The organism is Lysobacter humi (ex Lee et al. 2017) (assembly GCF_054781815.1).
In genome coordinates this window covers 283,524-296,241 of the sequence record NZ_BAAGTR010000001.1, presented here as the reverse complement: position 1 = coordinate 296,241, position 12,718 = coordinate 283,524, and the positions used below count along the sequence as shown (strand labels likewise).

Below are 12,718 nucleotides of genomic sequence, written 5' to 3'. Positions count from 1 at the left end.
GTTGCGCCTTCGCCGCGTGCGACTGACGACCGCTCCGCACGGCCGCTCGCTGTGGCCGCACGTCATCCGCTAGGCGTTGGGGCAGCCGCGCGGTGGCGCCGTCTCCAGGTAGCGATACACCCGGAAGCCGCCGAGATCGCCGGCAACACGCGCGCGCCGCTGAGCGACCAGCTGCTCCATCGCACGCGCGGTGAACGCGTGCAGCTCGGGCCGGAGGCGCGCGACGTCGTGCTCAGCTGACTTCGGGAGGACGACGAACTGCGTACCCGTCGCACGCATCAGCGCCGTGAACCGTTCCGCGGACCGGAACGCGCCACGGTTGTTCCACGACCATTCCACGAGCGGCTCGAACCGGATCGGCAGGGCGAACGCCTGTCCGTTCTCGGGCAGCAGGCCCACGACGCGCGTCAGCCGATGGCATTGTCCGAAGCCCATCGCGACCCGGCCCAGGCCCGCCTCATCGATGTACGCACCGATCTGCGCCGGCTGGTCCCGCGGATCGCGATCGAACCGGGGCTGCCAGGGGGCCGTTCCCGGGATCCAGTTCGATGTCAGCAGGTAGGCGAAGAGCCCCAGCGCACCGCCGGTGAGCAGGAGGCCGTCCGCGATCCGGCTCGGGGACATGCCGGCGAAGCCGACGATCGCCAGGCATGCGGCCGGGACGATGAAGTAGTTGCCGTCGCCACCTGCGACGGGCCACGAGTTGAGGCAGAGCAAGAGGGGCAGCGCAAGGCCCAGCGCCAGCGGGATGACGCTCCCGCGCCACCAGGCGCCACGGCCCGCGACGAGGCCATGGAGCAATCCGACGAGGGCTGCGCCCAGCCATAGGCCCCCCAGCCACTTGATCACGTGGAACGTGTAGGCGTGGGGCGCCAGGGCGATGCCGGTGAAGTCGGCCAGGCCGCGCAGTCCCGCGGGCGGCTCGCCGCCCGTCAGCGCACCGACCGGGAAGCGCAGGCCCATGCCCCAGCGATCGAGGAGCAACTGTGTCGAGGCATTGGTGACGATCGGCGTGCCGGTGAGGAGCCACGTCCGAGCATGCACCAGCGCCGCTAGCGACAGCGCCCCGATCACCATCAGCCCCGATGGGCCCCGCAGCCAGGCCCACGCGGCGGCGACCTCGCGGCGCATCCGGATCGCGATCGCGCCGAGCGTCAGCAGACACAGCACGGCAAGCCAGGGGAGGGCCGACAGTCGCAGCGCGGCGGCGATCAGGGCGCAACACAAGACGTCGGCAAGGGCCCGGTCGTCGCGCTGCGCGACGTATTTCTGCAGGGCACGCGCGGCGAAGACTACGAACGCCGCGCAGAGGATGTCGCCCTTGCTGGTCTCGGCCACGCCCGCGACCGCGGGAAAGCACGCGAGCGCGACCGCGATGACGCTGGCGCGGACCCGCTCGACGCCGGTGCCGATCGCCAGGTCCTTGAGGGCGATGAAGAGCAGGAGCATCGTCCACACGTTGAACCCGATGACCGGCGAGAGGTCGTCCCAGCCATAGAGCGGGGCGACCGCCACTTCGTAGAGCTTCGGGTAGTAGTGGACCTGGGTCGTGAGCCCGAGGAAGCTGTAGATCCCGTTCGTGCCGAACAGGACGCGATCCGGGCGCAGGCCGTACCAGATCGAGTCGTAGTAGAGGACGCTGTTCGAGCGCACCAGGACCGCCAGCAGGCAGCTCGCCGCCAGTCCCGCCGCGAGCGCCATGATGCCCGTTGGCCGCGCGAAGACCGGCATGCTCCAGTGGTTCGCGCGCCAGCGCAGCACCGCCGACGTCCAACCAAGCAGGGCTACCGCGAGCCCGAGCGCTCTCGACGCTTCGAAGCCGGCGCCCAGCACGCCCGCGGTCCAGAGGGCGAGCCCCCCGGCCGTGACCGCGAAGATCGCGGCACGGCGGACGCGATCCTCGCGATCGACGGAGGCCGAGGTGCGCCGCTCGACCTCCACCCCGACGAACCACAGGCCGAGGACGTAGTAGCCGCTGAGCAGCGCGGCGAAGTCGATCGCGTAGATGCGCAGGAGCAGCGCGACGGGGAGGACGACCGCGATCGCGCGCGCGATCACGGACGGTATGCGCAATGCAGCCGCGATCAACAGGGCGAACACGGCATGGACGACGAGCCCGTCGCGCAGGCTCGTCTGCTCCAGGTGCCAGTCGAAAGTGCGCGAGTCCAAGAGGTCGGTGAGCCCGACCCCGGTCGCGGCGAGCGCGCAGGCCGCGCTCGCGATTGCCCATCCGGACGCCCGGAGCGGCGGCTTTGCGCTAGGACTCACGCCGAGCTCAGCTGCTGCAGGGCTTCGAACCGGCGATGCCGCGACCCACCTCCTCGCCACTGTCGTGATCGCGGAGCACCACGACGGCCTTCGGGCCGATCCACGGACCGGTCTGCTTCGAGCCGTTCGGGCCGCCGGTCGCGAACAGCGATTCCGTGCCGTCGGCATTGATCATCATCACGTCCACGAGCTTCGTGCCGGCGGGATTCGCATCCCAGCTGATGGTCGCGACGACGAACTTGGGCGGCGCGCATTCCTCGAAGACGGAGGGTTCGAACGTGACCTTGGCCGCGCCGATCTGCTGCGCCTCGACCACCGCGTTCGCCTCAAGCCCCTTGCCGGTCGACGCCGCAGCAGCCGTCGGGGCCGGCTGGTTCTCGGGCTCCTGCGCCTGTTGGCAGCCGGCGGCGAGGAGGATGCAGGTGGCGAGCAGGGCGATCTTGCGCATGCGTAAGCTCCGGAACGGGGGAGGAAAGTATAGGTGCGCGGTGCTCAGGCCATGCATCGGCCAAGCGCGAGTTCGGCGGCTTCCGCGACGCGTTCGAAATGCGGTTCCAGGCCCACCCACAACGGCATGCGCACGAGGCGGTCGCTGATGTCGTCGGTCACGGCCAGTGCACCATGCGTACGCCCGACCTTGAGGCCGCACGGCGAGGAATGCAGCGGGATGTAGTGGAAGACGGCGCCGATCCCCGCGGCTTTCATCGACGCGATGAAAGCCGTGCGTGCCTCCAGCGACGGCAGCAGCAGGTAGTACATGTGCGCGTTGTGCCCGCAATGGGCCGGGACGATCGGCCGGCGGACGATGCCCTCCGCCTCGAACGCGGCGGCCCAAGCGTGGTAGCGCTGCCAGATCACCATCCGGCGCGCGGTGATCTGCTCGCCTTCGTCGACCTGAGCGGCGAGGAATGCCGCGGTGATCTCGCCGGGCAGATAGGACGAACCGACGTCCACCCACGTGTACTTGTCGACATGGCCGCGGAAAAAGCGGCTCCGGTTCGTGCCCTTCTCGCGGATGATCTCGGCGCGTTCGGCGAATTCGGCATCGCGCGCGAGCAGCGCGCCGCCCTCGCCAGCAATGATGTTCTTGGTTTCGTGGAAGCTCAGGCAACCGAGCTCGCCGATCGTACCGAGCGGGCGCCCCCGGTAGCTCGAGAAGATCGCCTGCGCGGCGTCTTCCACCACCTTGAGGCCGTGCCGCGTGGCGATCGCCATGATCGCATCCATCTCGCAGGCCACGCCCGCGTAATGGACGACGCATATCGCACGGGTGCGCGATGTAATCGCGGCCTCGATCAGCCGCTCGTCGATGTTCAGCGTGTCGGGGCGGATGTCCACGAACACCGGCACCGCGCCTCGCAATGCAAAGGCGTTGGCGGTGGAGACGAACGTGAACGACGGCATGATCACCTCGTCGCCGGGCGCCAGGTCGAGCAACAGGGCCGACATCTCGAGCGCCGCGGTGCAGGAATGGGTGAGCAGCGCCTTGTGGGCGCCCGTGCTGCGGGCGAGCCACTCGTGGCAGTAGCGCGTGAATGGGCCGTCGCCGGACAGATGCCCGTTGGCATGGGCCTGCGCGATGTTGGAAAGTTCGCGACCCGTCATGTAGGGCCGATTGAAAGGGATGTCCATTGCAGGTCCTTCGTCCGCCGCGCGCACGGCAATGGTCGCAGAAAGCGTGGGCTCAGGCCCGCGTGGCAAGCACGACGACGCCCAGCACCACCAGGCCCGTGCCGAGCGCCTTCGGCCAGCTAAGCGGTTCGCCGAGGAACAGCGCGCCGAAGGCGAGCACGAGGATGAAGCTCGAGGCCGTCAGCGGATAGGCGCTGCTCAGCGGCAACTTGCTGAGGGCGAGCATCCAGCAGAGCGATGCGGCGAACGCGGCCGCCAGTCCGCTCAATACCCACGGGTTGAGCATGAGATGGGCGAGGAACGCGAGCTTGCCGAACGCGCCTGCGGGAGGTGCGCCCGCGAGCGTCACCTGCCACTTCAACACCAGCTGTCCGTAGACCGTGAGCAGTACCGTGAGCGCGACGAACAGGTAGCCCATGGTCAGGCCTTCTGGAGCAAGTCGGAGTAGGCCAGCAGGCACGTGCGGCCCTCGGCGTCGAGCAGGCGCGAGACCGCGAGCCGTGCGCGCCCGGCCGGGCGGGATTGGGCGCGAATGATGAGCCGGTGAGCACGACCCGCGTAGACGGGGTGCAGGAACGCCATGGACGCACGCAGGAAGAGCGTGCCCGGCCCCGGCGCGACCATGCCGAACACCCGCGAGAGCTCGGCCCCGGCGAGCATGCCATGGCTGATGCGCGCCTCGAAGCCGGCGGCGCGCGCGGCGGCCTCGTCGACATGGAGCGGATTGGCATCGCCCGAGACTTCGGCGAAGCGTGCGACCTGCTCGTGCGAGAACGCGACCTCGCGGTCGCAGAGCACCTCGCCTGCCGACAGCAGCGAGTTGACGTGCCACGTATCCAGCGCGTGCGACATCCAGAAGCCCTCGCGGGCCCAGACCTTCTGCACCGCGTAGTTCCACACCTGCGTCGAGACCCGCATCGCGGTGCGACCGCGCGCCGCGAACACCGCCTGCGTGTGGCGGATCAGGTCCGAGTACACGCCGCCACCGGCATGCTCGGGATGCACGCCGTAGAGGACGCCTTCACCGCTCGTGCCGTCGTCCAGGCAGGTCGCGAAGGCAATGGTGCGGCCCGCGCGCCGCGCGATCCAAGTCTCCCGGCCGTCGCCCTCGTGGCCGGTGAGGTAGCCGAGCGCCCATTCGACGTAGCCCGCGAGGACGCACTCCGCGTCGAAGAGCGCGTTGGCGTCGTAGTGGGCGCGATAGCCGTCGAAGGTCATCGCGACCAGGACTTCGAGTTCGGCCCGGTCCTCCGGGGTCGCGCGTGAGAAGTGCAGGTCCGCGTTGCGCAGCGCCTCCGGGGGCGTGCGCTGCAGGTCGCACCGGTAGTGGACCAGCGTATCGGCATGCAGGCAGGCCATGCCGTACCGCTGCATCGCATGCCCGGCGAACGGGGCGGGCCCGCGGACGATGGCGACATCGGCCTCGAGCCGGAGCAGCTCGGCGAGCAGCTCGCGCTCGGCCATGGCCTCGGCGTTGCCGCGCACGACACGCAGCCCCAGGCGTGCGGACTCGAGCGGCGACTCGGCAAGTTGCAGGCGGGGCTTCATGCGCGCGCTGTGTCCTCGCTCACGATGTAGGCCGGGCGGCCCTTCGCGGCATTGAAGAGGCGGCCGAGGTACAGCCCGGTGACGCCGATGCAGAACACCGTCGATCCGCCCAGGAACCAAATCGAGGCGATGATGCTGGTGAAGCCTGCGACCTCGATGTCGCCATTGAGGTAGCGGTAGACGCTCCAGCCGGCGAACACCACCGCGAACATCGCCAGCAGAAGCCCCGCCCGGATCACCAGCCGCAGTGGCTTGTCCGAATACGACAGCACGATCCCGAGCGCGAGGCGCAGCAGGCGTCGCAGCGTATAGCCGCTGCGGCCCTCGGCGCGTTCGGCATGGGGCACGGGCACGAGCACGGTCGGCAGGCCCAGCCACTTCACCATCAGCGGGAAGCAGCGGTCGTATTCCGGCATCGCGTTCACCGCCTGGACCGCGCGCCGGCTGTACACGCCGAAGTTCGCGGTGCGATGGTCATGCGAGACACCGGTAAGCCGGCTCAGGGCGCGGGAGAACGCATAGGACGCGAAGCGCTTGAATGCCGAGTCCTTGCGGTCGGCGCGTGCCGCCATCGCCACGTCGGCGCCGCTTGTGCGCCAGGCCGCGACGAGCGCCGGGATCTCCTCCGGCGGGTCCTGCAAGTCGCAGTCCAGCACGACGATCGCGTCGCCCCGCGCGGCCTCCACGCCCGCGGAGATCGCGTAGTGCTGCCCGAAGTTGCGCGACATGCGCAGACCGCGGACGTCGTCGCTCGACGCGCAGATCTCCTCGATCCGCGGCCAGGCGCCATCGGGACTCGCGTCGTCGACGAGGATGATCTCGACGGCATCCGCAAGGCCCGCGCAGCCCTGGCGGATGCGGTCGACGAGTTCTTCCAGGCAGCCCGCGCAACCGTATACCGGCGAGACCACAGACAGGAGGCCCACCGAGCCATCGCCGCGGGGCGGCAGGCGGAACCCGTTGAGGCGCCCGGCCACGGGCCCGCCGGAGGGCGGCTCAGCCCGCATGCAGGATCGCATCGGCGATGCGGCGCGCCGCGCGGCCGTCGCCGTAGGGATTGTGGGCGCGGGACATCTCGGCGTAGGCCGCGGGATCGTCGAGCAGGCGCCCGGTCTCCCCGACGATCCGCGCCCGATCGGTGCCGACCAAGCGTACCGTGCCGGCCTCGACCGCCTCCGGCCGCTCCGTGGTCTCGCGCATCACGAGCACCGGCTTCCCCAGCGACGGCGCCTCCTCCTGGACACCGCCGGAGTCGGTGAGGATCAGCTCGGCGCGATCCATCAGGTGGACGAACGGCAGGTAGTCCTGCGGCGCGATCAGGTGGATGCCCGGCACGTCGGCCAGCAGGCTGTTGACCGGGCCCTGCACGTTCGGATTGAGGTGGACGGGATAGACGACCTGCACGTCCGGCCGTGACGCGATCTCGCGGAGCGCGAGGCAGATCTGCTGAAAGCCGTCGCCGAAGTTCTCGCGCCGGTGGCCCGTCACGAGAACGAGGCGCCGCGCGGGGTCGAGGAAAGGAAAGCGCGCCTCGAGCGCCGCCTGCAAAGTGGCGTCCGCGCGGATGCGGGCGACGACCTCCAGCAGCGCATCGATCACCGTATTGCCGGTCACGTGGATCCCGTCGCGGATGCCCTCTGCTTCCAGGTTCGCGCGTGCGGTCTCGGTCGGCGCGAAATGCAGCCGCGCGAGCGGCGCGGTCAGACGACGGTTCGCCTCCTCCGGCCACGGCGCCTCCATATTCCCGGTGCGGAGGCCCGCCTCCACATGCCCGACCGGCACGCGTTCGTAGAACGCCGCCAGCGCGGAGGCGAACGTCGTGCTGGTGTCTCCGTGGACGAGAAGGAGATCCGGGCGGGCCCGCTGCAGCGCGTCAGTCATACCCTGCAGCAGGCGGCCGAACAGGCCAGCGAGCGACTGGTTCGGCGCCATTACGTCGAGGTCGATGTCCGGCACGATCCGAAACAGCTCCAGCACCTGGTCGAGCATGTGGCGATGCTGCGCCGTCACCGCGACGATCGTCTCGATATCGGGACACGCCTTCAGCGCCTCGACCACCGGCGCCATCTTGATTGCCTCGGGCCGCGTGCCGAAGGCGAGCATTACACGCTTGCGGGGAGCCACGGAGGATGCGCTCAGAGCGCGGCCTGCAGTTCGGGCAGGATCTGGAACAGGTCGCCCACCAGGCCGATATCCGCGATCTCGAAGATCGCCGAATCCGGATCCTTGTTGATCGCCACGATCGTGCCCGCGTCCTTGATTCCGGTTAGGTGCTGGATCGCGCCGGAGATGCCGATCGCGACGTACAGCTCCGGTGCGATGATCTTGCCGGTCTGGCCGACCTGCATCTCGTTCGGGCAGTAGCCGGCGTCGACCGCGGCGCGCGAGGCGCCCACGGCCGCGCCGATCTTGTCGGCGAACTCGTAGACGATCCGGAAGTTCTCCGCGGAGCCGACGCCCCGGCCGCCGGAGACGACGCGCTTGGCGCTCTGCAGGTCCGGGCGGTCGCTCGAGCCGGCGGCGAGGCCGACGAAGCGCGTGTGCGTCGGAAGCGCGGCATCGACGCCCACGGCCTCGACCGCGGCATTCCCGTCGCGTGCGCACTCGGCGAACGAGGCGGTGCGGATCGTCGCGACGACCACCACGCCTTCCGGCACCTCGACGGTCACGATCGCGTTTCCGGCGTAGATCGGACGCTTGAACGTGCGCGGGCCTTCGACGGCCATCGCGTCCGACACCTGCGGCGCATTCAGCAGCGCGGCCACGCAGGGCATCAGGTCCTTGCCGAACGTGGTGCTCGGGCCGAAGACGTGCGTGTAGTTCGCGGCGAGCTGCGCAACCTGCGGCGCGAGCACCTGGGCGATCGGTGCCGCGTTCGCAGGGTTCGAGACGGCGAGCACGCGTGCGACGCCCGAGAGCTTCGCGGCCTCGGCGGCAACGACGGACGCGTCGTCGGCGAGCACGAGCACGTCGATCGACTCGGGCGACAGCGCCTGCGCGGCGGTGACGGACTTGGCGGTGGAGGCATTGAGCTGGCCGCCCAGGTGCTCGGCGACGATCAGGACGTTCGACATCGGGATTTCCCTCAAGGTTTCGATGTTCCCGCGGGAACCTACGTGTGCGGGCGGTCGCGCGGCGCGCGGTCCACCCGGTGCGTCGTTACAGCAGGCCGCGCTGCTTGAGCGTGGCGACGAGCTCGGCCGCGTCCTTGACCATGATGCCCTTCGTGCGCTTTGCCGGCGCCGCGTAGCTCGTGGTCTTCAGTCCGGCGCCGGCGTCGACGCCGAGCTCGCCGAACTGCAGTGTCTCGAGCGGCTTGCTCTTGGCCTTCATGATGTCCGGCAGCTTGATGAAGCGCGGCTCGTTGAGGCGCAGGTCGGTGGTGACTACAGCCGGCAGGTCGACCTCGAGCGTCTCCAGGCCTGCATCGACCTCGCGCACCACCGTCGCCTTGCCGCCCTCGACATCGACCTTCGAGGCGAACGTGGCCTGCGGGCGGCCCCACAGCGTGGCGAGCATCTGGCCGGTCTGGTTGGCGTCGTCGTCGATCGCCTGCTTGCCGAGGATCACGAGGTCCGGCTGCTCGCGCTCGACGAGCTTGAGCAGCGTGCGTGCGGCCGTGAGCGGCTGCACGTCGGTGCCGGGCTCGACGACGACGTGGATCGCACGGTTGGCACCCATCGCGAGGCCGTTGCGCAGGTGCGCCTGGGCGTCGGCGGGGGCGATCGTCGCGACGACCACCTCGGTGGCGATGCCCTTGTCACGCAGGCGCAGCGCCTCTTCCAGCGCGATCTCGTCGAACGGGTTCGGCGAGAGCTTGACGCCCTCGGTGACCACGCCCGTACCGTCGGGCTTGACCTGGATGCGGACGTTGTAGTCCACCACGCGCTTGTAGGCGACGAGGATCTTCATCGGGGAGGTTCCAGTGAGCGGGCGCGCCGCGCGCGCCGAGACCGGCCATTTTAGCGGACGCAGGCGGCCGCTGCCGTTAGGCCGGGGTGAGGGCGGGCGGCGGTATCCTGTCGGCCCTTTTTCGATGGCCCGGCCGATGCTGCATCCGGTGGTCCTCAGCGGTGGCAGCGGGACGCGGCTCTGGCCGCTCTCGCGGCAGAACCAGCCCAAGCAGTTCCTTGCCCTGATGGGCGACCGTTCGCTCTACCAGGAGACCGTGCTGCGCGCGAGCCGCCTGCCGGGCGCGCAGGCGCCGGTGACGGTCTGCGCCGAGGACCACCGCTTCATGGTGGGCGAGCAGTTGCACGGCGCCGGCGTGGCGAATGGCGGGATCCTGCTCGAACCGTCGGCGCGCAACACGGCGCCGGCGATCGCACTCGCCGCACTGCACCTCGCCGCCCGCGATCCCGAGGCGACGATGCTGGTGCTGCCGGCCGATCACCTGATCGAGGACGAGGCCGCCTTCCGCAGCGCCGTCGCGCAGGCGCGGGCGCTCGCCGACGACGGCTGGCTGGTCACCTTCGGCATCCGCCCGGACTACGCGGAGACGGGCTACGGCTACATCCTCGGGGGCGAGCCGCTCGGTACGCACGGCTACCGCGTCGATCGCTTCGTCGAGAAGCCCGACGTCGCCACCGCAGAAGGCTATGTCGCGCATGGCGGCTATTCGTGGAACTCGGGCATGTTCCTGTTCCGCGCCGTGCGCTACCTCGAGGAACTCGCGCGCCACGCGCCCGCCATCGAAGCCGCGGCGCGCGCCGCGCACGGTGCTTCGCGAAGCGACCTCGACTTCACCCGCATCGATGCGCAGGCCTTCGCCGCGAGTCCGAGCGACTCGATCGACTACGCGGTGATGGAGAAGACCGATCGCGCCGCCGTCGTGCCGGTGAGCTGCGGCTGGAGCGACATCGGCTCGTGGTCGGCGCTTTGGTCGGTCGCCGAGCGCGATGCCGACGGCAATCGCCACGACGGCGACGTGATCTCGGTCGACACGCGCGGCAGCCTGGTGCGCGCGTCCGAGCGCCGCATGATCGCGACGCTCGGCGTCGAGGACCTCGTGATCATCGACACCGCCGACGCCACCTTAGTGGCCCGCAAGGACCGCGTGCAGGACGTCAAGAGGCTGGTCGATCGCCTGAAGGCCGACGGACGCACGGAGCACCTCGTGCATCGCAAGGTCTACCGGCCCTGGGGGAGCTACGACTCGCTGGCCGTCGGCGAGCGCTTTCAGGTCAAGCGGATCGTCGTGAACCCCGGCGCCGCGCTGAGCCTGCAGCGGCATGCGCATCGCGCGGAGCACTGGGTGGTGGTGTCGGGCGTCGCCGAGGTGACCTGCGGCGACCGCGTCTACGAGGTCGCCGAGAACGAGAGCACCTACATCCCGCGCGGCAGCGTGCATCGGCTGCGCAATCGCGGGAAGACGCCCGTCGAGCTGATCGAGGTGCAGTCGGGCGGGTATCTGGGCGAGGACGACATCGAGCGCCTCGAGGACGTCTACGGGCGGTCCTGACGGACGCGGTACACGACGCCTCGATGCACGGCCGTGTCCACCGACGACCCGCATCGGCCGAAGGTACGGTGCGGCGCCGCAGGCGCGCCGCTAGAATCCGCGGGTCCCGTACAGGAGTGGTGGCATGGCGCGCAGCAAGCTGTATCCCGACGCGAAGACGGCGCTCGCCGACCTCATCGAAGACGGCCAGACCCTCGCCGTCGGCGGCTTTGGCCTGTGCGGCATCCCCGAGGCGCTGATCGCCGCTCTGCGCGACTCCGGCGCGAAGGGTCTGACCGCGATCTCCAACAATGCGGGCGTCGACGGCTTCGGTCTCGGCCTGCTGCTGGAGACGCGCCAGATCCGCAAGATGATTTCGTCCTATGTCGGCGAGAACAAGGAATTCGAGCGCCAGTTCCTGTCGAACGAGCTCGAGCTCGAGTTCAATCCGCAGGGCACGCTCGCCGAGCGCCTGCGCGCCGGCGGCGCGGGCATCCCCGCGTTCTTCACCCGCACCGGCTACGGCACGGTGGTGGCGGAAGGCAAGGAGACGCGTGAGTTCGACGGGCACATGTACGTCATGGAGACGGCGCTGCGTGCGGACGTCTCGCTGGTGAAGGCGTGGAAGGCCGACGAGTCCGGCAACCTCGTGTTCCGCAAGACCGCGCGCAACTTCAATCCGGCCTGTGCGATGGCCGGCCGGGTCTGCGTCGCGGAGGTCGAGGAGCTGGTGCCGATCGGCGCGATCGATCCCGACCACGTCCACCTGCCGGGCATCTACGTCGACCGCATCGTGGTGAATGCGAGCCCCGAGAAGCGCATCGAGCAGCGCACCGTGCGCGCGGGTGAAACGACGCGCTGAGCCGATGCCGCGGCATCGGCTGCGTCGGTGAGCGCCCGGGCAGGATGCCCGGGCGGGGCCCGACGGAGAGGTGCCGTGGCGCCATGGACGGCCACCCGCCGTCCGAAGCAGACAACTTCCGGAGAACCGCAATGCCCTGGACCCGCGACGAGATGGCGCAGCGCGCCGCCCGTGAGCTCACCGACGGCGCCTACGTCAACCTCGGCATCGGCCTGCCGACGCTGGTGGCCAACCACATCCCCGAGGGCATGCACGTCTGGCTGCAGAGCGAGAACGGCCTGCTCGGGATCGGTCCGTTCCCGACCGAGGACGAGATCGACGCCGACCTCATCAACGCGGGCAAGCAGACCGTCACCGCGATGCCGGGCGCGAGCTTCTTCGGCAGCCACGACTCGTTCGCGATGATCCGCGGCGGGCACATCGACCTGGCGATCCTCGGCGCGATGCAGGTCACCGCGACGGGCGACCTCGCCAACTGGATGGTGCCCGGCAAGATGGTCAAGGGCATGGGCGGCGCGATGGACCTCGTCGCCGGCGTGAAGCGCGTGGTGGTGCTCATGGAGCACACGGCCAAGAACGGCGAGCACAAGATCCTGCCGGAGTGCACGCTGCCCCTGACGGGCGTGGGCGTGGTGAACCGGATCATCACCGAGCTCGCGGTGCTGGATGTCACCGCCCAGGGACTGCGGCTGGTCGAGCTCGCGCCGGGCGTCGAGGTCGATGAGCTGCGCGCCCGGACAGGGGTCGCCATCCTCGACTGAGCGGCCGTCGCGCCTGAACGCGGGGCCGCGGTTTCATGAACATCCGCTGGGCGACGGTGGGCATGTTCGGAGCGCATCACGTTTGGCCTGATGCAGGCCATTGAATCAGCGGAGTTTTCACGCGAGCATCATCACGTCAATCGACCGGTGATGCCATGAAGCTTCGTCTCCCGCTCCTCCTGTCCTGCGCGCTCATTGCCGCCGGTT

12 protein-coding genes are annotated in these 12,718 nt (G+C 69.7%); 3 read left to right on the top strand and 9 right to left on the bottom strand.

What is annotated here, in order from left to right; translation table 11 throughout:
• Positions 1 to 69: 69 nt before the first annotated feature.
• From ACYVJJ_RS01315 to ACYVJJ_RS01275, 9 genes are all read right to left on the bottom strand, one after another.
• Positions 70 to 2,268, bottom strand: coding sequence for a hypothetical protein (locus ACYVJJ_RS01315; RefSeq protein WP_460830474.1), 2,199 nt, complete (start codon positions 2,266 to 2,268; stop codon positions 70 to 72).
• 7 nt (positions 2,269 to 2,275) lie between these two features.
• On the bottom strand, positions 2,276 to 2,716 hold the full coding sequence (locus ACYVJJ_RS01310) for a hypothetical protein (RefSeq protein WP_460830473.1): 441 nt from the start codon (positions 2,714 to 2,716) through the stop codon (positions 2,276 to 2,278).
• 44 nt (positions 2,717 to 2,760) lie between these two features.
• Positions 2,761 to 3,900 carry a dTDP-4-amino-4,6-dideoxygalactose transaminase gene (gene rffA, locus ACYVJJ_RS01305; RefSeq protein WP_460830471.1) on the bottom strand — a complete coding sequence of 380 codons (1,140 nt, stop codon included), beginning with the start codon at positions 3,898 to 3,900 and terminating at the stop codon, positions 2,761 to 2,763.
• Between the two features lie 52 nt (positions 3,901 to 3,952).
• A complete protein-coding gene (locus ACYVJJ_RS01300; RefSeq protein WP_460830470.1) occupies positions 3,953 to 4,318 on the bottom strand; it encodes an EamA family transporter in 366 nt (121 codons plus the stop codon).
• A 2-nt stretch (positions 4,319 to 4,320) separates the two neighbouring features.
• Positions 4,321 to 5,448, bottom strand: a complete 1,128-nt coding sequence (locus ACYVJJ_RS01295) for a GNAT family N-acetyltransferase (RefSeq protein ID WP_460830468.1) — start codon at positions 5,446 to 5,448, stop codon at positions 4,321 to 4,323.
• Positions 5,445 to 6,374, bottom strand: coding sequence for a glycosyltransferase family 2 protein (locus ACYVJJ_RS01290; RefSeq protein ID WP_460830467.1), 930 nt, complete (start codon positions 6,372 to 6,374; stop codon positions 5,445 to 5,447). The genes ACYVJJ_RS01295 and ACYVJJ_RS01290 overlap by 4 nt, the downstream gene beginning before the upstream one ends.
• A 70-nt stretch (positions 6,375 to 6,444) precedes the next feature.
• A complete protein-coding gene (gene wecB / locus ACYVJJ_RS01285; protein ID WP_460830465.1) occupies positions 6,445 to 7,572 on the bottom strand; it encodes a non-hydrolyzing UDP-N-acetylglucosamine 2-epimerase in 1,128 nt (375 codons plus the stop codon).
• A gap of 11 nt (positions 7,573 to 7,583) precedes the next feature.
• Entirely contained in the window at positions 7,584 to 8,522 is a 939-nt protein-coding gene (locus ACYVJJ_RS01280) for an electron transfer flavoprotein subunit alpha/FixB family protein (RefSeq protein WP_460830463.1), read from the bottom strand.
• Between the two features lie 85 nt (positions 8,523 to 8,607).
• On the bottom strand, positions 8,608 to 9,360 hold the full coding sequence (locus ACYVJJ_RS01275; RefSeq protein WP_460830461.1) for an electron transfer flavoprotein subunit beta/FixA family protein: 753 nt from the start codon (positions 9,358 to 9,360) through the stop codon (positions 8,608 to 8,610).
• A gap of 136 nt (positions 9,361 to 9,496) precedes the next feature.
• Between ACYVJJ_RS01275 and ACYVJJ_RS01270 the strand changes: the two genes are divergently transcribed.
• From ACYVJJ_RS01270 to ACYVJJ_RS01260, 3 genes are all read left to right on the top strand, one after another.
• Positions 9,497 to 10,909 carry a mannose-1-phosphate guanylyltransferase/mannose-6-phosphate isomerase gene (locus ACYVJJ_RS01270; RefSeq protein ID WP_460830868.1) on the top strand — a complete coding sequence of 471 codons (1,413 nt, stop codon included), beginning with the start codon at positions 9,497 to 9,499 and terminating at the stop codon, positions 10,907 to 10,909.
• A gap of 124 nt (positions 10,910 to 11,033) precedes the next feature.
• A complete protein-coding gene (locus ACYVJJ_RS01265; protein ID WP_460830459.1) occupies positions 11,034 to 11,750 on the top strand; it encodes a CoA transferase subunit A in 717 nt (238 codons plus the stop codon).
• 131 nt (positions 11,751 to 11,881) lie between these two features.
• Positions 11,882 to 12,511 (top strand): CoA transferase subunit B, encoded by a 630-nt coding sequence (locus ACYVJJ_RS01260; RefSeq protein ID WP_460830457.1) that lies wholly within the window; start codon positions 11,882 to 11,884, stop codon positions 12,509 to 12,511.
• Positions 12,512 to 12,718 lie beyond the last annotated feature (207 nt).

Coding starts and splice junctions, on each gene's coding strand:
- ACYVJJ_RS01310 (WP_460830473.1), bottom strand. CDS start 2,716: ATGCGCAAGATCGCCCTGCTCGCCACCTGCATCCTCCTCGCCGCCGGC.
- rffA (WP_460830471.1), bottom strand. CDS start 3,900: ATGGACATCCCTTTCAATCGGCCCTACATGACGGGTCGCGAACTTTCC.
- ACYVJJ_RS01300 (WP_460830470.1), bottom strand. CDS start 4,318: ATGGGCTACCTGTTCGTCGCGCTCACGGTACTGCTCACGGTCTACGGA.
- ACYVJJ_RS01295 (WP_460830468.1), bottom strand. CDS start 5,448: ATGAAGCCCCGCCTGCAACTTGCCGAGTCGCCGCTCGAGTCCGCACGC.
- ACYVJJ_RS01280 (WP_460830463.1), bottom strand. CDS start 8,522: ATGTCGAACGTCCTGATCGTCGCCGAGCACCTGGGCGGCCAGCTCAAT.
- ACYVJJ_RS01275 (WP_460830461.1), bottom strand. CDS start 9,360: ATGAAGATCCTCGTCGCCTACAAGCGCGTGGTGGACTACAACGTCCGC.
- ACYVJJ_RS01270 (WP_460830868.1), top strand. CDS start 9,497: ATGCTGCATCCGGTGGTCCTCAGCGGTGGCAGCGGGACGCGGCTCTGG.
- ACYVJJ_RS01265 (WP_460830459.1), top strand. CDS start 11,034: ATGGCGCGCAGCAAGCTGTATCCCGACGCGAAGACGGCGCTCGCCGAC.
- ACYVJJ_RS01260 (WP_460830457.1), top strand. CDS start 11,882: ATGCCCTGGACCCGCGACGAGATGGCGCAGCGCGCCGCCCGTGAGCTC.